The following is a 21,481-nucleotide window of genomic DNA, read 5'->3' as shown; positions in this document are numbered from 1 at the left end:
GCCAATCTCCCGCTAGAGACGGCCTGGCGTCAAGCGGGTGTGCCGAACCGAAGGAGAGCACCCGGGAGGACGTCCCGGTGCTTCGGGAGCCGTCGTCCGATCCGCGAGTGCGGGTCGCCGCCTGGGGCGGAACGGGGGGTATTCCGCCGGGCATCAACGCTTCCCGAGGTGTTTGTTCAGCTCTTCCCGGTATCTCACAAACTCACTCTCTGTGTCAGTGAATTTCGTGATTCTATGCTCCGGATCGGTAGTGACAAACCAGAACCAATCACCTTGATCTGGCTGGAGTGCCGCGATCAATGCCTGCTCCCCGGGGTTCGCGATGGGTCCTGGTGGCAGGCCCGGTTTGAGGTAGGTGTTGTAGGGAGACCTTACCTCGGTATCCCGTTGCGAGACCTCCAGGGTTCTGCGTCCCTGCGCGTACAGCACCGTGGTGTCCATCTGGAGTGGCGTCCGGGCCCTGATCCTGTTGTAGATCACTCTAGCGATCTTCGGGTAGTCCGGATCCCGCCCGCCCTCCGCCTGGACGATGCTCGCCATTGTGACGGCTTCCAAGGGAGACAACCCTTTCTTCTTCGCCCGTTTCCTCAGTTTCAGCTGAGCGGCCATCTGTTTGTAACGTTCCACCATCGCGGTGAGCACATCCGAGGCGGTCGTGGTGGGCTCGATCTCGTAGGTGGCGGGAAACAGGAAGCCCTCGGCGCTTTCCGCGTATCGGGGCAGGCCGAGCGCCCGTTCGTCGGCCGCGGCCCTGGCCAGATCGGCCCGGCGCATGCCGGTCTGGTCGGCGAGCCGGTCGAGCAGCTCCGGCAGGCGCAGCCCTTCGGAAACGGTGACCGTACGAACGATCCGCGACTCCGGTGCCACCAGCATGCCGAGCGCCGACAGCGCGTCCATGCCCCTGCGGAGCCTGAAGCGCCCCGGGGGCAGGCCGGCCGTCCTGCCCTGCTCCTCCGCCACCGCGACGAATCCCCTGGCACTCGCCACCACCCCGGCGTCGGCGAGCACCAGCCCGATCTGGGCGGCACTCGCCCCCCGGGGGATCTCGACGACGACCGCCCCCGAGCCGGGGCCCTCGAAGTCGGCGGGCACGAGACAGGAGCGGATCACGACGAAGCCGGCCGTCCCCGTGGCGACGGCGAGCACGGATGTGCCGGCCACCAGCAACCACATCGGCCGCAGGCGGTTCACCGAACGGACCCGCCGCCCGGCCTTTCGACGTCCCCTCCGCCCGGGGTGGATCCGGCGGGAACACCCGGGGGCCTGCCGGTGGCACGCTCGGCGTCCAAGGCGGCCTGGAGCAGCACGATGGCGGCCGCCTGGTCCACCACGCCACGCTGGTTCTTCGCCTTCACACCGCTGGCCCGCAGCCCCTGCTGGGCGGTGACGGTGGTCAGCCGCTCGTCGAACAACCGCACCGGTATCGGATCCAGCCGCAGCGAGATCCGGTTCGCGAAGTCGCGGGCGGCCTCCGCCGCCTGCCCCTCGCGCCCGGAGAGCGAGGTCGGCAGGCCGACCACCACCTCGACGACCTCGTACTCGGCCGCGATCTCCGCGAGCCGGTCGAGGTCGCCCTTACCGCGCCGGACGGTCTCCACCGGTGTGGCCAGCAACCCCGAGGGGTCGCTGCGTGCCACACCGATGCGGACCGATCCGACGTCGACGCCCAGCCGAATGCCGTTTCTCATCGTTTCCGTCCCCACCCCGGTGCCGGACACGGCGCGGGGGCGTCGTTCGTCGTCAGGTGAGCGTCTGCGCGATCGCCTGCTCGACGGCGGCGAGCGCCTCGCCGATCGCCTCGGGGCGCACACCGCCTCCCTGCGCGACGTCGTCCTTGCCGCCACCGCCACCTCCCAGCGCCTTCGCGGCGACGCCGACCAGACGGCCCGCCTTCAGGCCACGGCCGCGTCCCCCCTCGTTCACCGCGGCCACCACGACCGGCCGGTCACCGGGGACACCGGCCACGACGACCACCGCGGCGCGATCGCCGGGGAACCGGCCGCGCACGTCAAGCGCGAGCTTACGCAGGTCGTCGGGGGAGGTGCCATCAGGCGCGCGGTGTGTCACGACGGACACTCCGTGCAGATCGCGGGCGTTCTCCGCCATCTCCCCCGCACCGGCGAGCACCTGGGCAGAACGCAGTGCGCCCAGCTCCTTCTCGGCGGAACGCAACCGGGTGACGATGCCCTCGATGCGCTCGGGCAGCTCCTCCCTGCGGGCCTTGAGCTGCTCCGACAGCTGGGCGACGAGCACGCTCTCCCTGGCCAGGAAGCGGAAGGCGTCGAGACCGACCAGGGCCTCCACCCGGCGCACGCCCGCACCGATCGAGGCCTCGCCCAGCACCTTGACCAGGCCCAGCTGCCCGGAGCTGGCGACGTGGGTGCCGCCGCAGAGCTCGCGGGAGTATTCGCCGACCTCGACGATGCGGACGGTGTCGCCGTACTTCTCCCCGAACAGGGCGAGGGCGCCCATCGCGCGGGCCTCCGCCTGGGAGGTGTGGAAGGCGTTGACCCGCAGGTCGTTGATGAGAACGGCGTTGACCTCGTCCTCGACGTCGCGCAGCACGCTGGGCGGCACCGCGCCCGCGGCGGTGAAGTCGAAGCGGAAGCGGCCGGGGGAGTTCTCCGAGCCGGCCTGCGCCGCGGTCTCGCCCAGCGCGTTGCGGAAGCCGCGGTGCACCAGGTGGGTGGCGGTGTGGCTGCGGGAGATGGCCCGGCGCCGCTCGACGTCGATCTCCGCCTGGGCCTGGTCGCCCACCCGGACCTCTCCGGAGCGGACCTTGCCCCGGTGCACGACGACGCCGGAGACCGGGGACTGCACGTCCACGATCTCCACCTCGGCCCCACCGGTGCGGATGACGCCCTGGTCGGACAGCTGGCCGCCGCCCTCGGCGTAGAAGGGGGTGCGGTTCAGCACGACCTCGACCGCCGTGCCCGTGCCCGCCGCGGGCACGGAGACGCCGTCGACCAGGAGGCCGACGACCTCGGCCTCGGCCGTCACGTGGTCGTAGCCCAGGAACTCGACCTTGCCGGTCTTCTCCAGGAGCGTGCCGAAGATCGAGATGTCGGCGTTGCCGGTCTTCTTGGAGGCGGCGTCGGCCTTGGCGCGGTCGCGCTGCTCCTTCATCAGGCGGCGGAAGCCCTCCTCGTCGACCTGCAGCCCCTGCTCGGAGGCCATCTCCAGGGTGAGGTCGATCGGGAAGCCGTAGGTGTCGTGGAGCTGGAAGGCCTGGTCGGCCGCGAGCGTGGCCTTCCCCTTGCGCTTGGTCTCCTCGGCCGCCACGTCGAAGATCGCGGTGCCGGTGCGGAGCGTGCCCAGGAAGGACGCCTCCTCGGCGTCGATGACGCCGTGGATCTGCGGGGCGTCGGCCCTGAGCTCGGCGTACTGCTCGCCCATCACGTCGACGGTCACCGCGGTGAGCTCGTGCATGTAGCGCTCCTCGCCCGCGCCGAGCAGGCGCAGGTTGCGGATGGCGCGGCGCAGGATGCGGCGCAGCACGTAGCCCCTGCCCTCGTTGGAGGGCAGCACCCCGTCGGCGACGAGCATCACGCCGGTCCTGACGTGGTCGGCGACCACCCGCAGCGACACGTCGGCGCGCTCGTCGCGGCCGTAGCGCGTCTTGGTGAGGTCGGCGGCCCTGTCGAGGATCTTGTACGTGGTGTCGATCTCGTAGATGTTGTCGACGCCCTGCAGGATCGCCGCCATGCGCTCCAGGCCCATGCCCGTGTCGACGCTCTTGGCGGGCAGCTCACCGGCGATGTCGAAGTCGATCTTGCTTCGGACCGCGCTGAGCTGGTACTGCATGAAGACGTTGTTCCACACCTCCAGATAGCGGTTCTCGTCGGCGACCGGACCGCCCTCGCGCCCGTACTCGGGACCGCGGTCGTAGTAGATCTCGCTGCACGGGCCGCCGGGTCCTGGCACGCCCATGTGCCAGTAGTTGTCGGCGAGGTCGCGGCGCTGGATGCGCTCCTGCGGCACCCCCACCTTGCGCCAGATCTCGGCGGCCTCGTCGTCGTCGAGGTAGACGGTGGCCCAGAGGCGGTCCTCGGGGAAGCCGAACCCGCCCTCGGACTCGGGCCTGGTCAGCAACTCCCAGGCGAACGGGATCGCCTGCTCCTTGAAGTAGTCGCCGAAGGAGAAGTTGCCGAGCATCTGGAAGAAACTGGCGTGCCTGGTCGTCTTGCCGACCTCGTCGATGTCGAGGGTCCGCACGACCTTCTGCGCGCTGGCGGCCCGCTTGTAGGGCGGCTTCTGCTGGCCCAGGAAGTAGGGCTTGAAGGGCACCATGCCCGCGTTGACCAGAAGCAGTGTCGGGTCCTCGGCGATGAGGCTGGCCGAGGGCACGACGGTGTGCCCACGCTCCTCGAAGAAGCGCAGGAAGCGGCGGGCGATCTCTGCCGACTCCATGTCAGCGGCCATCCTTTACGTTGGAGTGATAGGAGTTTTCCACGCTGTCGAGCCCGAACCTGGAACGCAACTCGATTTCCCGCTCGGCCGCGCCTCGCAGGGCCTCCCCCGCGAGGTCACGTGCCTGCCCCAGGGCGCCGGTGGCGTTGTGCACGGCCCGCCGGGCCAGGTGGTTCGGGTGCAGTGCCTGAAGCTTACGCATGGCCCACACCGCGCCGAACGCGCCCAGCCCCATGTAGAACAACCTGCGGATCATCGCGGGCGCCTCTCCAGCGCCGGCGCGGCGAGCCTGGCGCGTCTGCGGGCGCCCAGGGCCCTGCGGACCCCGTGACCGAGAGCCGCGACCTTGATCATCGGTCCGGTGACCAGGTTCTGGGTGACGTCGCTGACCTTGGCCACGTGCCCGCTGACCTGCTTGACGTCCTTGGTGATGGCCTCGATGGCGACCAGCTGGCGGTTGGTCTCGCCGACCGCGGCCGAGACGTCCTCCAGCAGCGGCACGACGCGGTCGCCCAGCTGGGAGACCATCTTGGTCGTCTCGGTGAGCAGCCGGGCCAGCCTGACCATGACGACGGCCATGAAGGACACCAGGATCGCCCAGGCCATCGCGGCGATCAGCCCCGCGACCTCTCCTGCGGTAAGCATGTGCGGCCCCGCTCCCCTCACTGGTTCATAGGTGACCCCGGCCATGGTCGGGCGGATTGGCGAAACCCTATCGTGCCCGACATCGCTCATCCCCGCTCACCGCGCGCTCCGGAGGTGATCCTCGCGGGAGGCTACTCCCCACGGAGGAAGGCGCGAATCCTGGACCAGCGGTCGGCGAGGCCCGCCTCGGCACCGTGACGGGTGGGCTGGTAGTAGCGCCGGTCCCTGAGCTCCTCGGGGGCGTACTCCTGGCGTACCAGTCCGTGCTCGAACTCGTGGGGGTATCTGTAGCCCCTGCCGTGGCCGAGCTGCTTGGCCCCCGCGTAATGGGAGTCGCGCAGATGGTTGGGTACGTGGCCGATGTCGCCGCGCCGTACGTCCTCGGAGGCCGCGCCGATGGCGTTGATCACCGCGTTGGACTTGGGGGCCAGCGCGCAGTGGATGACGGCCTGGGCCAGGTTGAGGCGTCCCTCGGGCAGGCCGACGAACTCCACCGCCTGAGCGGCGGCCACCGCGATCTGCAGGCAGGTGGGGTCGGCCATGCCGACGTCCTCCGAGGCGAAGACGACGATCCTGCGGGCGATGAACCGGGGGTCCTCCCCCGCCTCGATCATCCGGGCGAGGTAGTGCAGCGCGGCGTCGGCGTCGGAGCCCCGCATGCTCTTGATGAAACCGCTGATCACGTCGTAGTGCTGGTCGCCCTGGCGGTCGTAGCGCACGGCCGCCTTGTCCACCGCCCGCTCCACCACCTCGACGGTGATCTCGCCGTCGGCGATCAGCGCGGCGGCCTCCAGGTAGGTGAGCGACCTGCGGGCGTCGCCGCCGGCGAGCCGCACCAGGTGCTCGGCGGCCTCGGGTGCGAGGCTCGCCCTCGCGTCCAGGCCGCGCGGGTCGGTGACCGCGCGCTCCAGCACCACCCGGATGTCGTCCTCCGACAGTGACTCCAGGGTGAGCAGCAGCGAGCGCGAGAGCAGGGGCGAGATGACGGAGAAGAAGGGGTTCTCGGTGGTGGCGCCGATGAAGGTGACCCAGCGGTTCTCCACGGCGGGCAGCAGGGCGTCCTGCTGCGCCTTGTTGAAGCGGTGCACCTCGTCGACGAACAGGACGGTCTGGCGGCCGGACATGCCCAGTTCGCGCCGGGCCTGCTCGATGGCCGCGCGGACCTCCTTGACACCGGCCGAGACCGCGGAGACCTCCACGAAGCGGCGCTTGGTGACACCCGCCACCACGTAGGCGAGGGTGGTCTTGCCGGTCCCCGGAGGGCCCCAGAGGAACAGCGACATGGGCGCCTCGGCCTCGACGAGGCGGCGCAGCGGCGTGCCGGGACCCAGCAGGTGCCGCTGGCCGATCACCTCGTCCAGGCTCCGGGGGCGCATTCGCACCGCCAGGGGCTCCTGGCCGCGATGGGCCTCCTCCGCCGCCGAGTCGAACAGGCTGTCCACGTCTGAGACAGTACCGCCGCCCGGCGGGGCCTCGGCCCGCGCGGACGGCGGTGCGCCGGACTCCCCCGGCGTCACGCGACATCACGGCCCCGGCCGGCTCAGCTCCAGACCGCGACGGCCCCGCTGTGCCCGCTCCGTACCACGTAGTAGATCGTCACGACGGCCAGGACAACGGTGAGCGCCGAGAGCGCCAATTCGGCCGTGCGTCCGAACCTGTCGCGGCGCGTGACGTGGACGAGGGCGGCCGAGGCCACCCCGAGGGCGAGGGAGACGAGCAGCAGCGGGACGCTGAGGTTCGCGTGTTCGGTGATGAGCTCGGCGAGCCGTCCCCCCGCGGAGGCGAAGCGGCCCTCCTCCAGCGCCTCCCCGCTCTCCCGCGCCACGAAGACGCTCACCGGCACGACCGGGGCGAGTCCGACCACTGCCCAGGTGAGCACGGGTCGCGTGCGGGGCGCCAGGGCGTACACGGTGGCGAGCACCGCGAGGAGCGGCGTCAGGACCACTGCCGCGTGAACGACCAGGGGATGAAGAGGCAGGCCGAGGATCTCGTCGAACATGGGGGCGCTCCGCTGGTGCGTGGTTCATCATCTGCAAGTACGGATCCCACCATGAGCGGGTTATGGCGAGCGTGAAGAGGTCTCCCCTTTCTCTCCGTCCCCCTCTGATGAATTCCGCCACTTACGTCCAGCACATCTTGGGGCCGGTACTCTTTTCGCCAGCCCGTAACCATGGATCAGCAATCTTGGAGGACATAGCGGTGAGCGCCGAGGACCGCCAGAGCCGGCTGGCTCGGGAACACAAAGAGCGGCAGGCGAAGCGTGCTGCGCAGGCGACCACGTCGTCGAAGCGCAACGCCGTCATCGGAGCGGTCGCCGCGGTGGTCGTCGTCGCGGGGGGATTGTTCGCCGGGGTGACCCTTCTGGGGGGCGACGGTGACGACCCGAAGGTCAACAACGCCGCCGCCACCGGTTCGCCGTCTCCTTCGGAGACACCCGCCGCGACGCCCGAGCCGACCCCCACGGCCGCTCCGGCCAACACGAGGTGTACCTACCGCAAGGACACCAGCGGCAGTCCGATGAAGAACGTGGGCATGCCACCGGCCAGGCCGAACCTGAAGCTGAAGACCATGACGATCGCCACCAACCACGGCAATGTCGTGATCGACCTGGCGACCCAGCAGGCCCCCTGCACGGTCAACTCCTTCGCCTTCCTGGCCAAGAAGCGCTTCTTCGACAACACCAAGTGCCACCGTCTGGCCACCCCGGAGAACTCCGGCGTGAGCCTGCTGCAGTGCGGCGACCCGCAGGCCAAGGCCGACGGGAAGAACCCCACCGACGGCCAGGGCAGCTCGGGATACGTCTACGACAGCGAGAACCTCGACGGCGAGGTCTCCTACGCCAAGGGCACGGTCGCGGTGGCCCAGGCGATGGACGCGATCAACGAGAACGGCAGCCAGTTCTGGATCTCGCTGGGGGACGACACCGAGCAGGTGGAGAAGGCCTACACGCCCTTCGGCGTGGTCTCCCAGGGCATGGAGATCCTCGACGAGATCGCCAAGGGCGGGTGGATCACCAACCCCGACGACATCACCGGTGACGGCGGTTCCAACGCCCCCAAGATCCCGGTGATCATCAAGAGCGTACGGCTCTCCTGACCGGACTCGCGGCGCCTCGCCGCCACAGGACGCCCCGGCGGTCGGACGACCGCCGGGGCGTCCTCGTGTCCCGGCGGTCGTAGCCCCGGCCCCGCCGTCTCCGCTCGCGAGCACGGGCGGCACGCGGCCCACACAGGCCTCAGCGCGACCGTACGCGGGCCGCGCCTCCCCCTCACCCTCTGGGGCGGAAAAACGCCATCGGCCGCCCAGGGTGCCTGTGAGGGACGCACAGGGCGGTCTCCTCGACGATCGCCGATCCGGGAATCGAGGAGAGGAGATCCCCTCTCACATCACCTCTTTCGCCGGGGACCGACACCCCGGACCCGCCCAGCTGTGCGCGCCGCGACAGCGCACGACAGCCGACAGCGCCACGGCAGCGCATGCCGCCGCCATGCCAGCGCATGACAGCGCATGACAAAGGCCCCCGGAACGCCGTCCGAGGGCCTCGTCACATCCGGATCAGGCGCCGGCCTTGGGCCTGCCGTCGACGCCCGCCTCCTTGCGCTGCTCCACCGTGATCGGGGTGGGCGCGCCGGTCAGCGGGTCGAACCCGGAGGCCGTCTTCGGGAAGGCGATGACGTCGCGGATGGAGTCGGTGCCCGCCAGAAGCATGCAGATCCGGTCCCAGCCGTAGGCGATGCCGCCGTGCGGCGGCGGGCCGTACTTGAACGCCTCCAGCAGGAAGCCGAACTTGCTCTCCGCGTCCTCCTTGGAGATGCCCAGCACGTCGAAGACGCGCTGCTGCATCTCGGCCCGGTGGATACGGATCGAGCCGCCGCCGATCTCCATCCCGTTGCAGACCATGTCGTAGGCGTAGGCCAGGGCCTCGCCGGGGTGGTCCTGGAAGGTGTCGGCCCACTCGGGCTTGGGACCGGTGAAGGGGTGGTGGACCGCGGTCCAGCCGCCCTCGCCGTCCTCCTCGAACATGGGGGCGTCGACGATCCACAGGAAGTTCCAGGCCGACTCGTCGATCAGGCCGCAGCGACGGCCGATCTCCAGGCGGGCCGCGCCGAGCAGGTCGCGGGAGGCGGAGGCCGCGCCGGCCGCGAAGAAGATCGCGTCACCGTGCTTCGCGCCGACCTTCGCGGCCAGGCCGGACGCCTCGGTCTCCGACAGGTTCTTGGCGACCGGCCCGCCGAGCGCGCCGTCCTCGCCCACCAGCACGTAGGCCAGGCCCCTGGCTCCGCGCGACTTGGCCCACTCCTGCCAGGCGTCCAGCTCCTTGCGGGTCTGCGAGGCACCGCCGGGCATGACCACGGCGCCCACGTACGGCGCCTGGAACACGCGGAAGGTGGTGTCCGCGAAGAAGTCCGTCATCTCGACGAGCTCCTGGCCGAAGCGCAGGTCCGGCTTGTCGGAGCCGTAGCGCGCCATCGCCTCCCGGTAGGTCATCCGGGGCAGGGGGGTCGGCAGGTCGTAGCCGACCGTCTCCTTCCAGATGCGGCCGATGAGCCGCTCGCCCAGGGCGATCACGTCGTCCTGGTCCACGAAGGACATCTCGACGTCGATCTGGGTGAACTCCGGCTGCCGGTCGGCGCGCAGGTCCTCGTCGCGGTAGCACTTGGCGAGCTGGTAGTAGCGCTCGAGCCCGGCGACCTGCAGAAGCTGCTTGAACAGCTGGGGCGACTGGGGCAGGGCGTACCAGCTGCCCGGCTGGAGCCGGACCGGGACCAGGAAGTCGCGGGCGCCCTCCGGGGTCGAGCGGGTCAGCGTCGGGGTCTCGACGTAGGTGAACCCCTGCTCGTTCATCACCTCGTGGGCGAGGTAGGTGGCCCGGGAGCGGACGCGCATGGCGTGCGCGACCTGCTGGCGGCGGATGTCGAGGTAGCGGTACTTCAGCCGCGCCTCCTCCGAGATGCCCGTGGTGCCCTCGATGGGGAACGGCAGCGGCGCGGACTCGCTGAGCACCTCGACCTCGGAGGCGACGACCTCGATCGCGCCGGTCGGCAGCTCGGGGTTCTCGTTGCCCTCGGGGCGGACCCGCACCTCTCCGACGACCTTGACGCAGTATTCGGCGCGCAGCCCGTGGGCGTCGTCCTCCTCGCGGAAGACCACCTGGGCCGAACCCGAGGCGTCACGCAGGTCGATGAAGACCACGCCGCCGTGGTCGCGGCGTCGCGCCACCCACCCGGCGAGCGTCACCCGCTGCCCGGCGTGCTCCTCGCGCAGTGACCCCGCTTCGTGCGTGCGGATCATTTGTCCAGTCTCTCCTTCAACATCGTGACGATCTCGGCGAGCGGTACGGCGGCCTGGTCTCCGCTGGCCAGGTCCTTGACCTGCGCGGTCCCCTCGGCGATGTCCCGATCGCCGAGGATCACCGCGTAGCCGGCCCCCGAGCGGTCGGCGCCCTTCATCGCGCCCTTGACGCCCTTGCCGCCGAACGACATGTCGGCGGCCAGGCCCGCCCGGCGCAGCTCGGTGACGAGCAGGAACATCCGGCGGCGCGCCTCCTCACCCAGCGGCACACCGTACACCCGCACGCGTGCCTCGGCGCTCTCGTCCCCGAACAGGCCCTCGGCCTCCATCGCCATCACCGTGCGGTCGACACCCAGCGCCCAGCCGACGCTGGGCAGCGCGGGTCCGCCGAGCATCTCGCTCAGCCCGTCGTAGCGGCCCCCGCCCCCGACCGCGGACTGCGAGCCGAGCCCGTCGTGGACGAACTCGAACGTGGTGCGCGTGTAGTAGTCGAGGCCGCGGACCAGCCGGGGGTCGTCGGTGTAGGCAACGCCCGAGGCGGTCAGCAGCGAGCGGACCTCCTCGTGGTACGCCTTGCACGCCTCGCACAGGTGGTCGACGACCAGCGGTGCCCCGGCCAGCCGGGCCTGCACCTCGGGGCGCTTGTCGTCGAGCACGCGCAACGGATTGATCTCGATCCGCTGCCGGGTGGGCTCGTCGAGGTCGAGGCCGCGCAGGAAGTCCTGGAGCGCGGCCCGGTACACGGGACGGCACTCCTTGTCGCCCAGCGTGTTGATCAGCAGCCGGACCCCGGTGAGTCCCAGGGCGGCGTAGCCGTCGACGGCCAGCAGGATCAGCTCGGCGTCGAGCGCCGGATCCTCCGAGCCCAGCGCCTCGGCGCCGACCTGCCAGAAGTGACGGTAGCGGCCCTTCTGCGCCCGCTCGTAGCGGAACTGGCTGCCCGAGTACCAGAGCTTCACCGGAAGCTGCCCGTTGTGCAGGCCGTGCTGGAGGACCGCCCGCACCACCGACGCGGTGCCCTCGGGGCGCAGCGTGATGGAGCGCCCGCCCTTGTCCTCGAAGGTGTACATCTCCTTGGAGACGATGTCGGTCGACTCGCCGACACCGCGGACGAACAGCGCGGTGTCCTCGAAGACCGGGGTCTCGATGTAGCCGTAACCCGCCCGGCGGGCGGGCTCGGTGAGCGCCTCGCGCACGGCGAGCGCCCGCTCCGAGCGCGGCGGAAGCCAGTCGAAGGTGCCCTTGGGCGCCTGCAAAGTCATTGTCTAAAGTCCCCTGCCGGGGCCGCGGTCGTGCCCGGCGGACGCGGAGTCCGCGCCCGCGGCCGACCTCGCCTCCGCGAGATACGGGTTGGTGGCACGCTCGTGACCGATCGTGGTCTGTGGTCCGTGGCCGGGCAGGACCACCGTGTCCTCCGGCAGCGGCAGGCACTTGGCCGCCAGGCTGCGCAGGATGGTGGGGTAGTCGCCGCCCGGGAGATCTGTGCGGCCGATGGAGCCGGCGAACAGCAGGTCGCCCGAGAACAGCACGTCCGGGATCTCCTCGGTGCTGGGCAGCCTGAACGTCACCGACCCCCTGGTATGGCCGGGAGTGTGGTCGACGGTGAGCTCCAGGCCGGCGAGCCGCAGCACCTCGCCGTCGGCGAGCTCGCGCACGTCGTCGGGCTCGGTGAAGGTGAGCCCCCCGAACAACTGCTGCTTCGTCGAGAGCGACAGCCCCTTGCCGGGGTCGGAGAGCAGCTCGCGGTCCTCCGGGTGGATCCACGCGGGAACGTCACGCGCGCCGCAGACCGGGGCGACCGACCACATGTGGTCGATGTGCCCGTGGGTGACCAGCACCGCGACCGGCTTGAGCCTGTGCTCGCGCAGCAGGTCGTCGAGGGCGCCGACGGCGTTCTGACCGGGATCGACGACCACGCACTCCTCGCCCGCGGCGGGAGCGACGACGTAACAGTTGGTCTGGAAGGACCCTGCGGGAAAGCCGGCGATGAGCATCTGCCTCAGCTGATCTCGTCAAGAATGCGGATGGGAATGTAACCGAAGGGTACCGGTGCGGGTCGGCGGGCTGCGAACCATTACCCATTGGCCGATACGATTCGCCCACCTCATTAAGTACTACTCGGCACTCGGGAGGGCGAAGCGGTGAGCGGCAAGGAGCGCCAGAAGCAGTTGGCGCGCGAGCACTACGAGCGGCAGACGCAGCGACGCGTCGAACGCGAGGCCAGGGCCAAGCGCAACGCGATCATCGGCAGCACCGTGGCCGGTGTGGTCGTGGTGGCGGGCGTGATCGCCGCGACGACCCTGTTCGGGGGCTCCGACACGACGGCCGCGACCACCGACCCGGCCCCGTCGGACAACGCCTCACCGGCCGCGTCGGAGGCCGCGGGAGCGCAGCCGAAGGCCTTCGACCCGGCCAGCGGCACATGCGGTTACGTCGCGGACGCCGGCGGCGGTCCGGCCAAGGACGTGGGCCTGCCCCCGGAGAAGGTCGACCTGACGCCCAAGACGATGACCCTCAAGACCAACCAGGGCGACATCGTCATCGAGGTGTCGGCGGAAAAGACGCCGTGCACGGTCAACTCCTTCGCCTTCCTCGCGAAGAAGAAGTATTTCGAAGGTTCCAAGTGCCACCGGCTGGGTTCCGACCAGTTCCCGATGCTGCAGTGCGGCGACCCGCTGGCCAAGGCCGACGGCAAGGGCCAGACCGACGGCCAGGGTGGTCCCGGCTACCGTTTCGTGAACGAGAACCTGGAGGGCGCGAAGTACACGCGCGGCGTCGTGGCCATGGCCAACAGCGGTCCCGACACCAACGGCAGCCAGTTCTTCATCGTGTTCGGTGACGCCCCGCTGAGCCCGGACTACACACCGTTCGGTACGGTCACCAAGGGTCTGGAGATTCTGGACAAGGTGAACAAGGCGGGTGTCATCACCCCGGGCCCCGACGGTACGGGGGCGCCGAAGGAAACCGTGGAAATCAAAGACGTGACAATGTCCAGCTAGAGCTGACGTAATACATACAAGGGGCGGTAAGTCCCGAAAGGCTGATGAAAGTGCGGGAGGACACGGTGAGCACCGACCCGTGGGGCCGGGTAGACGACGACGGCACCGTCTACGTACGTACGGCTGAGGGAGAGCGGGCCGTCGGGTCCTGGAAGGCCGGCGAACCGGAAGAGGCGCTTGCCTACTTCCATCGCAAGTTCGACGAGCTGGCCGGGCAGGTCACCCTGCTGGAACAGCGGGTTCGTGGCACCGACCTGCCACCCGCCCAGGCCGAGGCGACGATCGTCAAGCTCCGAGAGGCGATCACCGACGCGCACGCGGTCGGCGACCTCGACGCGCTGCTGAACCGCCTCGGCGTCCTCACGGAGCTGGTCGCCCAGCGCCGTGAGGAGGTGAAGGCGGCTCGCGACGTGGCCAGGGCGGAGGCCAAGGGCGTCAAGGAACGGATCGTCGCCGAGGCCGAGCGCATCGCCGAGGACACGACCCACTGGAAGACCGGTGGTGAGCGGCTGCGCCAGCTGATCGAGGAGTGGAAGGCCGCCGAACGCATCGACCGGGTGACCGAGGCGGCGTTGTGGAAGCGCCTGTCGGCGGCCCGTACGGCCTTCGCCAAGCGGCGCAAGGCCTACTTCGCGGGGCTGGACGAGCAGCGCGAGGGCGTGCGTTCCACCAAGGAGCGCATCGTGGCCGAGGCCGAGACACTGGCCTCGTCCACCGACTGGGGCGCCACCGCGTCGGCCTACCGGGAGCTGATGCAGGAGTGGAAGAGCGCGGGCAGGGCCTCCCGCGAGGTCGAGGACGAGCTCTGGGGCCGCTTCAAGGGTGCCCAGGACCAGTTCTTCCAGGCGCGTTCGGCCGTCTTCGCCGAGCGCGACGCCTCGCTGGCGGCCAACGCCGAGATCAAGGAGCAGCTCCTGGTCGAGGCGGAGAAGATCCTTCCGGTCACCGACGCCCGCGCCGCCCGGGGCGCTCTGCGCAACCTCCTGGAGCGCTGGGAGGCCGCGGGCCCGGTTCCGCGCGAGCAGCGTGACCGTCTGGAGGGTGGCCTGCGCAAGATCGACGAGGCGGTCCGCAAGGCCGAGGAGACGGAGTGGAAGCGCTCCAACCCCGAGGCCAGGGCTCGTGCCCAGAACACGGTCGACCAGCTGCGCAAGTCGATCGCGCAGCTGGAGAGCCGTCTGGTCAAGGCGAGGGACGCGGGTAAGGACAAGGACGTCAAGGACGCCGAGGAGGCCCTGACCGCCCGCCGTTCCTGGCTGACGGAGGCGGAGCGCACGCTCGCCGAGTTCTCCTGACGCCCGGCGCCCTCACCGGCTGACGCGTCCCACGGGGCCGCGAGGAGCCTCCCACCGGGGAGGCTCCTCGCGGCCCCGTCGCCTGTGGTGGGCGGGGGCACGCCGGGTCGGCCGTGGGACGGGCGAGACGGTTTCGAGGGAACGGAGTCGTCGAGCCTGCGGCCACACTCCACGAGGCGGCCCGAGAGGGCCGCAAGGGACAGGGTGGGACTTGTGCCCGGTTCTCGGATTCCGTGCCCTGTGAGGCCTCCTGGGGCGCCGCAGGCGGCCGGTTCGGGTCGCCTCCCATGAGCCGGCGTGGCGGGAGGAGTCGCCGCCACACCTCATGGGGCGATCCGGGAGGAGACAGGGAACGGAGCGGGAGAACCTCAGGAACTCGCGCCGCTGACCCGGTAGACGTCGTAGACGCCCTGGATGTTGCGGACGGCCTTCAGGACGTGGCCCAGGTGCTTGGGGTCGCCCATCTCGAAGGTGAACTTGCTGATCGCCACCCTGTCCCTGGAGGTCGTCACCGACGCCGACAGGATGTTGACGTGCTGGTCGGAGAGGGTGCGGGTCACGTCGGAGAGCAGGCGGGGCCGGTCGAGCGCCTCGACCTGCAGCGCGACCAGGAACACCGAGTCGTCGGCGGCGGACCAGGCGACCTCGACCAGGCGGTCGGGCTCGGACTGCAGCTGGTCCATGTTGGGACAGTTGGTGCGGTGCACCGACACGCCGTGCCCGCGGGTGACGAAGCCGACGATCTCGTCACCGGGTACGGGCGTGCAACATCGTGAGAGGCGCACCCAGACGTCGGAGTCGCCCGCGACGACCACGCCCGCGCCGCCGCTGCCGCGGGGGCGCCCGCGCAGCTTGGTCGGTACGGAGGTCTCGGCGATGTCGTCCTCGGCGCCCTCCACGCCCCCGACGGACGTCACGAGCTTCTGCACGACCGTCTGCGCGGCCACGTGGCCCTCACCGACGGCCGCGTAGAGCGCGGAGACGTCCGGGTAGCGCAGGTCCCTGGCGAGGGCCAGGAGGGACTCTCCGGACATCAGGCGCTGCAACGGCAGGCCCTGCTTGCGCATCGCGCGGCCGATCGCCTCCTTGCCCGCCTCGATCGCGGTCTCGCGGCGTTCCTTGGAGAACCACTGCCGGATCTTGTTGCGGGCCCGGCCGGACTTGACGAACTTCAGCCAGTCGCGCGAGGGACCCGCGTCCGGCGACTTGGAGGTGAAGATCTCCACGGTGTCGCCGTTGCCCAGGCGTGACTCCAGGGGCACCAGGCGCCCGTTGACCCTCGCCCCGATGCAGCGGTGGCCGACCTCGGTGTGCACGGCGTAGGCGAAGTCGACGGGCGTCGCGTTCTCCGGCAGGGCGATGACCTGGCCCCTGGGGGTGAAGACGTAGACCTCCGAGACCGACAGGTCGAACCTGAGCGACTCCAGGAACTCCCCCGGGTCGGCGGTCTCCTTCTGCCAGTCGAGAAGCTGGCGCAGCCATGCCATGTCGCTGGCGGGCTTCAGCTTCGTCCCGGGAGGCCCCGAGATGGTCATGTCCTCCTTGTACTTCCAGTGCGCCGCCACGCCGTACTCGGCCCTGTGGTGCATGCCGTGGGTGCGGATCTGCAACTCCACCGGCTTGCCCTCGGGGCCGATGACCGTGGTGTGCAACGACTGGTACATGTTGAACTTGGGCATCGCGATGTAGTCCTTGAACCGGCCGGGGACCGGGTTCCATCGCGCGTGGATCGTGCCGAGCGCCGCGTAGCAGTCGCGGACCGAGTCGACCAGCACCCGGATGCCCACCAGGTCGTAGATGTCGTCGAAGGCGACGTCCCTGGCGATCATCTTCTGGTAGACGGAGTAGTAGTGCTTGGGACGTCCCTTGACGGCCGCGCGGATCTTGGCGTCGCGCAGGTCACCGGAGACCTTCTCGATGACCTCCTGCAGGAACAGGTCCCTGCGCGGGGCCCGCTCCGACACCATCCGGGCGATCTCGTCGTACCGCTTGGGGTAGAGCATGGCGAACGCGAGGTCCTCCAGCTCCCACTTGATGGTGTTCATGCCCAGCCGGTGGGCGAGCGGCGCGAAGATCTCCAGAGTCTCCCGCGACTTCTGGTGCCGCTTGTGCTCGGGCAGGTAACGCATGGTGCGCATGTTGTGCAGCCGGTCGGCGAGCTTGATCACCAGCACCCGGATGTCGCGCGACATCGCCACGACCATCTTGCGCACGGTCTCGGCCTCGGCCGCGGCGCCGAACTTGACCTTGTCGAGCTTGGTGACGCCGTCGACCAGCAGCGCGATGTTGTCGCCGAAGTCCGAACGCAGCTCGTCCAGGCTGTAGGCGGTGTCCTCGACGGTGTCGTGCAGCAGCGCCGCGCACAGCGTCTCGTCGTCGGTGCCGAGCTCGGCCAGGATCGTGGCCACCGCCAGCGGGTGGGTGATGTACGGATCACCGCTCTTACGCTTCTGGTCGCGGTGGTGGTAGGCCGCCACGTCGTAGGAGCGCTCGATGAGCCGCAGGTCCGCCTTCGGGTGGGTCGCGCGGACCGTACGGAACAGCGGCTCCAGAACCGGATTCATACCGCCACCCCATTGCCCCCCAAGACGTGCGAGCCTTCGCCTTACCGCCGGCTTCTCCTCAGCGGCTCCGGACACGGCGGAACCGGCATCGCCTGCTGGGACGGCCGTCTCGGGACCGCCACCGCCGGCGGTCACATCGGGGACGACCACATCGCGGGGCACTCAGACTCCTTACGTTCGAGTCCAGATCCCTACAGTGTATCCAGACCGGGTTGTGTGCTTTCGTCCGCGGGGGCGATCAGACGACGACGAGGGAGTGCAGCTCCACGTCGGTCAGACGCTCGCGGCCTTTGAGGAAGGCCAGCTCCATGAGCACGGCGATGGCGACGACGTCGGCGCCCGCCCTGCGGACCAGCTCCACCGTCGCGCACGCCGTACCTCCCGTGGCGAGCACGTCGTCGACGATGAGAACGCGCTCCTGGGGGGCGAAGGCGTCCCGGTGGACCTCGATGACGGCGGAGCCGTACTCCAGATCGTAGGACGCCTCAAGCGTCTCGGAGGGCAGTTTGCCTTTCTTCCGTACCGGGACGAAGCCCGCGCCCGCCCGGACGGCGACCGGGGCCGCCAGGATGAACCCCCGTGCCTCGATACCGACGATCTTGTCCACCTCGTACAGCCCGGCCAGTTCCTCGATCACCGCGGTGAACGCCACCGGGTCGCCGAGCAGGGGGGTGATGTCCTTGAACAGCACCCCGGGCTGCGGGTAGTCGGGCACGTCGCGGATGCGGTCGAGGATCAGGCTGCTCAGTTCGGTCATGGGCGGCGCTCCTGTGGAGGTGTCGGGGCGGAGGACACCGGGACGGCCCGGCGGTGTCCGGAGGGTGTCGCATCGGAAGGACTCTGCGGGCGGGTGTCGCAAGGTCAGGGAAGAGCAGGGGGTCCGGAAGGGGCTGGAAGGGGCTGGAGGGTCTGGAGGGTCTGGAGGGTAAGGAAAACGCCTCCGCTCCCTGCGAGGGGAGCGGAGGCGCGGACGTGCCCGTACTTACTTCTTCTTCCGCTTGCCGGCGGCGGAGTCGGCTCCGCCGGCGACCGTGGCGGCGCCGTTGGAGGCCCCGGCGGCGACCGGCTGACGCACCGTCTTGATCCCGGAACTCCCCCCGTGGGAGGCGATCCTGCGGGCGATCGCCTGGTAGCGCGGCTCGCGCTCCTTGAGCGTGACCAGCAGCGGTGTCGCGACGCACAGCGAGGAGTAGGTGCCGACGAGCATGCCGACGAACAGGGCCAGCGACAGGTCCTTCAACGTTCCGGCACCGAACAGCGTGGTGCCGATGAAGAGGATCGCCGCGACCGGCAGGATCGCCACCAGGGTGGTGTTCAGCGACCGGATCAGCGTGTGGTTCAGCGCGTTGTTTGCGGCCTCGGTGTAGGTCAGCTTGGAGGTCGTGCCGAGCTTGGCGGTGACTTCCTTGATCATGTCGAAGACGACGACGGCGTCGTACAGCGAGTATCCGAGGATCGTGAGGAAGCCCAGCAGGGTCGCCGGGGTGACCTCGAAGTTGGACCAGGCGTAGACACCGGCGGTGATCACCAGGTCGTGCAGCAGCGCCACGACGGCGGCCAGCGCCATCTTCCACTCGAAGGCCATCGTCAGGTACAGGATGATCGCCAACATGAAGACGATCAGTCCGATGATGGCCTTGTTGGCCACCTGACCACCCCACGAGGCGCCGATGACCTGCAGGTTGACCTGGTCCGCCGGCATCTTGAACTCGGTGGCCACCGCCTTCTGCACCGCGGTGACCTGGTCGGCCGGGAGGCTCTCGGTGGTGACCCGCCAGCCGTTCTGGGTCGTCTGCGCGATGATCTGGTGCGCACCGGCCTCGGTGAACGTGGCGCGCACCTGCTCGATGTTGGCGGTCGGGGCCTTGAAGGAGAAGACGGACCCGCCCTTGAACTCCACGCCCAGGTTGAGGCCGTTGACGATCAGACCGGCGATGGAGACCACCAGCAGGATTGCGGAAAGGGCGTACCAGAGCTTCTGACGGCCGACGAAGTCGACGTCGATTTCGCCCCGGTACAGCCGGCGCGCGATGCCGGACATCAGGCCTCCTGCGGAACGGTCTTGGGTGCGACGGTGGTCTCGCTCATACGCTCGGCGTCGAGCCCGGAGAGCCTGTGCCCCTTGGCGAAGAACTTCAGCTTGGCCAGCATCGCGACGAACGGCTTGGTGAACATGAACACCACCGCGATGTCGATGAGCGTGGTCAGGCCCATGGCGAAGGCGAAGCCGGCCACGCCTCCGACCGCCAGGAAGTAGAGCACCACGGCGGCGATGAACATGACGGCGTCGGCGATGAGGATCGTCCGCCGGGCGCGGACCCAGGCGACCTCGATGGCCGTGCGCAGCGAGCGCCGGCCCTCCTTCATCTCGTCGCGGATGCGTTCGAAGTAGACGATGAACGAGTCCGCGGTGATACCGATCGAGACGATCAGTCCGATGACGTGCGGCAGCGAGAGGCGGAAGCCCGCGAACGCGCCGAGCAGCACGACGGACTGGTAGGTCAGGATCGTGGCGACCAGGAGGCTCAGCACCGACACGACGCCCAGACCCCGGTAGTAGAGCATCGAGTAGATCACGACCAGCAGGAGGCCGATCGCGCCCGCGATGAGGCCGCCGCGCAGCTGGTCGGCGCCCAGCGTGGAGGAGACCTCCTCGATGGAGCTCTTCTCGAACTTCAGCGGCAGCGCGCCGTACTTGAGCTGGTTGGCCAGCTCGTCGGCCGTCACCTGGTTGAAGCTGCCGGAGATCTGCGCCCGGCCGCCGGTGATGGGCTCCTGGATGACGGGCGCGGAGATGATCACACCGTCGAGGACCATGGCGACCTGGTTGCGGGGGGCCTGCGAGTTGAAGGCGGTGGTGGTGACCTTCGACCACTGGTCGGGGCCCTGGCCCTTGAAGGAGAGCTGGACGAGCCACTCACCGGTGGTCTGGTCGACGCCGGAGGACGCGGTGTCGATCGAGGTGCCGGTGACGGCCGCCTTCTCCAGCACGAACTTGGTGCCGCCGTCCTGGCTGCAGCCCACGTACTGCTTGTCCGGCGCGTCCTGTGCCCCGCGGCCCGCGTCCTTGGCGCAGTCGAGCGCCTGGAACTGCTTGAGCGCCTCCGGGTCGATCCCGGTGGGGTCGACGCCCGCCATCGGGTCGTCGGCCGCCGTCGGCGGGGTCGTCGGCACGGCGCTGGTCTCGGGCGCGGCACTCGCGTCCGGCTTGGCGGGCTTGTCACCGCTCGGCTCGGCGGAGGGCGCGGCGGTGGCGCCGGGGCTCGGGTTGGTGAGTGCCGACGACAGGGCACGACCGGCCGGAGAGGCGTCCGTGTCGGGCGCGGCGGTCGCGTCGGGCTTCGGAGTCACCGACTCGGCGGGCTTGGGCTCCTTGGACCCCTTGCGCCCGGATTCGGTGCTCGCAGGGGACGGTGTCGGCGTCGGCGCCTCGGTGGAGAGCTGCCCCGGGGGCGGAGGTGACCCGGCCCCGATCGCCAGCACTTGGCGGAACCTCAGCTCCGCGGTGGTGCCGACCAGCTTGACGACTTCCTCCTGGCCTGCTCCGGGAACGGAGATGACGATGTTGTCACCGGATTTGGCCACCTCGGCGTCGGAGATGCCGCTGCCGTTCACCCGCTCACGGATGATGTTCACGGCGAGGTCGAGGCTCTCCTGCGAGGGAGCGCCCCCGTTCGGCGTGATGGGCTGGAGCGTCACGGTCGTGCCGCCGGCGAGGTCGAGGCCATACTCCGGCGTGTACGCCTTGTTGAGGAGCATCGCCCCGCCCATGGCGAGAATGATCGCCAGAAGCACCAGGAGCATGCGCCCCGGTCTGCTCTGGCCGCTGGTCGGTCGGGCCACTGGTCGTCAGTTCTTTCGGTTATAGGGGGTTGGAGGTGAGGCTACTCACGGCTTCTTGCTCGTCGTGTCGTGGTCTGCACCCTGCTGTTCCGCCGTCTCCGCGAAATCGCGGTCGACAGCCTTGACATTCTCCTCCTCCGCGTCGTCGACGGGAACCAGGACACGGCCGATCGCCGCCTTGACCCAGCGGGTCTCCACACCGGGGGCGATCTCCAGGATCACGTCCTCGTTGTCGATGGCCACCACGGTCCCGAAGAGGCCCGTCGTGGTCATGACACCGGTGCCCGGCGTGAGACTGTTCTGCATCTTGAGCTGCTCCTGCTGCCGCTTGCGCTGCGGCCGGATAAGCAGGAAGTAGAACACCACGACCATGAGAGCGATCATGATCAGGCTCGAATAGTTGCCGCCCACAGGGCCGCTCCTTTTCTTGAAG

At 69.6% G+C, this 21,481-nt stretch carries 18 protein-coding genes; 3 read left to right on the top strand and 15 right to left on the bottom strand.

Going from position 1 to position 21,481, the window contains the following annotated elements; all coding sequences use genetic code 11:
* Window positions 1–153: 153 nt before the first annotated feature.
* From mltG to ABT352_RS34280, 7 genes are all read right to left on the bottom strand, one after another.
* Window positions 154–1,191: an endolytic transglycosylase MltG gene (gene mltG, locus ABT352_RS34310; protein ID WP_350949173.1), complete on the bottom strand. Its 1,038-nt coding sequence runs from the start codon at window positions 1,189–1,191 to the stop codon at window positions 154–156.
* Window positions 1,188–1,688 carry a Holliday junction resolvase RuvX gene (ruvX, locus tag ABT352_RS34305; protein WP_350949172.1) on the bottom strand — a complete coding sequence of 167 codons (501 nt, stop codon included), beginning with the start codon at window positions 1,686–1,688 and terminating at the stop codon, window positions 1,188–1,190. The genes mltG and ruvX overlap by 4 nt, the downstream gene beginning before the upstream one ends.
* 52 nt (window positions 1,689–1,740) lie before the next feature.
* A complete protein-coding gene (gene alaS, locus ABT352_RS34300; RefSeq protein WP_350949171.1) occupies window positions 1,741–4,410 on the bottom strand; it encodes an alanine--tRNA ligase in 2,670 nt (889 codons plus the stop codon).
* 1 nt (window position 4,411) lies between these two features.
* Window positions 4,412–4,666, bottom strand: a complete 255-nt coding sequence (locus ABT352_RS34295) for a hypothetical protein (protein ID WP_350949170.1) — start codon at window positions 4,664–4,666, stop codon at window positions 4,412–4,414.
* Entirely contained in the window at window positions 4,663–5,055 is a 393-nt protein-coding gene (locus ABT352_RS34290; protein WP_350949169.1) for a DUF948 domain-containing protein, read from the bottom strand. The genes ABT352_RS34295 and ABT352_RS34290 overlap by 4 nt, the downstream gene beginning before the upstream one ends.
* Window positions 5,056–5,186: 131 nt before the next feature.
* Window positions 5,187–6,497, bottom strand: coding sequence for a replication-associated recombination protein A (locus ABT352_RS34285; RefSeq protein WP_350949168.1), 1,311 nt, complete (start codon window positions 6,495–6,497; stop codon window positions 5,187–5,189).
* Window positions 6,498–6,595: 98 nt separating this feature from the next.
* Window positions 6,596–7,054, bottom strand: coding sequence for a DUF2231 domain-containing protein (locus tag ABT352_RS34280; protein WP_350949167.1), 459 nt, complete (start codon window positions 7,052–7,054; stop codon window positions 6,596–6,598).
* A 200-nt stretch (window positions 7,055–7,254) separates the two neighbouring features.
* Here ABT352_RS34280 and ABT352_RS34275 point away from each other — a divergent pair, with 200 nt between their 5' ends.
* Window positions 7,255–8,151, top strand: a complete 897-nt coding sequence (locus ABT352_RS34275) for a peptidylprolyl isomerase (RefSeq protein WP_350949166.1) — start codon at window positions 7,255–7,257, stop codon at window positions 8,149–8,151.
* A 459-nt stretch (window positions 8,152–8,610) separates the two neighbouring features.
* Here the strand turns inward: ABT352_RS34275 and aspS are convergent, their stop codons facing one another.
* Genes aspS through ABT352_RS34260 form a run of 3 tightly spaced genes read right to left on the bottom strand, consistent with a single transcriptional unit; the run spans window position 8,611 to window position 12,341 of the window.
* On the bottom strand, window positions 8,611–10,347 hold the full coding sequence (aspS, locus tag ABT352_RS34270; protein ID WP_350949165.1) for an aspartate--tRNA ligase: 1,737 nt from the start codon (window positions 10,345–10,347) through the stop codon (window positions 8,611–8,613).
* The gene (hisS, locus tag ABT352_RS34265) at window positions 10,344–11,609 is read right to left on the bottom strand and encodes a histidine--tRNA ligase (RefSeq protein ID WP_350949164.1); all 1,266 of its coding nucleotides are present in this window, start codon (window positions 11,607–11,609) and stop codon (window positions 10,344–10,346) included. The genes aspS and hisS overlap by 4 nt, the downstream gene beginning before the upstream one ends.
* A gap of 3 nt (window positions 11,610–11,612) precedes the next feature.
* Window positions 11,613–12,341 carry an MBL fold metallo-hydrolase gene (locus ABT352_RS34260; RefSeq protein WP_350949163.1) on the bottom strand — a complete coding sequence of 243 codons (729 nt, stop codon included), beginning with the start codon at window positions 12,339–12,341 and terminating at the stop codon, window positions 11,613–11,615.
* Between the two features lie 147 nt (window positions 12,342–12,488).
* Here ABT352_RS34260 and ABT352_RS34255 point away from each other — a divergent pair, with 147 nt between their 5' ends.
* The gene (locus ABT352_RS34255) at window positions 12,489–13,346 is read left to right on the top strand and encodes a peptidylprolyl isomerase (RefSeq protein ID WP_350949162.1); all 858 of its coding nucleotides are present in this window, start codon (window positions 12,489–12,491) and stop codon (window positions 13,344–13,346) included.
* Window positions 13,347–13,411: 65 nt separating this feature from the next.
* The gene (locus ABT352_RS34250) at window positions 13,412–14,641 is read left to right on the top strand and encodes a DUF349 domain-containing protein (protein WP_350949160.1); all 1,230 of its coding nucleotides are present in this window, start codon (window positions 13,412–13,414) and stop codon (window positions 14,639–14,641) included.
* A gap of 368 nt (window positions 14,642–15,009) precedes the next feature.
* Here the strand turns inward: ABT352_RS34250 and ABT352_RS34245 are convergent, their stop codons facing one another.
* The 5 genes from ABT352_RS34245 to yajC form a co-directional block, all read right to left on the bottom strand.
* Entirely contained in the window at window positions 15,010–17,205 is a 2,196-nt protein-coding gene (locus ABT352_RS34245) for a RelA/SpoT family protein (protein ID WP_350949159.1), read from the bottom strand.
* Between the two features lie 238 nt (window positions 17,206–17,443).
* Window positions 17,444–17,962, bottom strand: a complete 519-nt coding sequence (locus ABT352_RS34240) for an adenine phosphoribosyltransferase (protein ID WP_350949158.1) — start codon at window positions 17,960–17,962, stop codon at window positions 17,444–17,446.
* Between the two features lie 225 nt (window positions 17,963–18,187).
* Window positions 18,188–19,246, bottom strand: coding sequence for a protein translocase subunit SecF (secF, locus tag ABT352_RS34235; RefSeq protein WP_350949157.1), 1,059 nt, complete (start codon window positions 19,244–19,246; stop codon window positions 18,188–18,190).
* Complete coding sequence (gene secD, locus ABT352_RS34230; protein ID WP_350949156.1) at window positions 19,246–21,009, bottom strand: protein translocase subunit SecD; 1,764 nt, start codon at window positions 21,007–21,009, stop codon at window positions 19,246–19,248. Before secD ends, secF begins: the two co-directional genes overlap by 1 nt.
* A gap of 84 nt (window positions 21,010–21,093) precedes the next feature.
* Entirely contained in the window at window positions 21,094–21,459 is a 366-nt protein-coding gene (gene yajC, locus ABT352_RS34225; protein ID WP_350949155.1) for a preprotein translocase subunit YajC, read from the bottom strand.
* Window positions 21,460–21,481: the final 22 nt, after the last annotated feature.

Origin of the sequence: Streptosporangium sp. NPDC000563 (genome assembly GCF_040299985.1) — a bacterium.
In the GTDB taxonomy this organism is placed as follows: domain Bacteria; phylum Actinomycetota; class Actinomycetes; order Streptosporangiales; family Streptosporangiaceae; genus Streptosporangium.
This window is presented reverse-complemented; position numbering and strand designations above follow the sequence as displayed.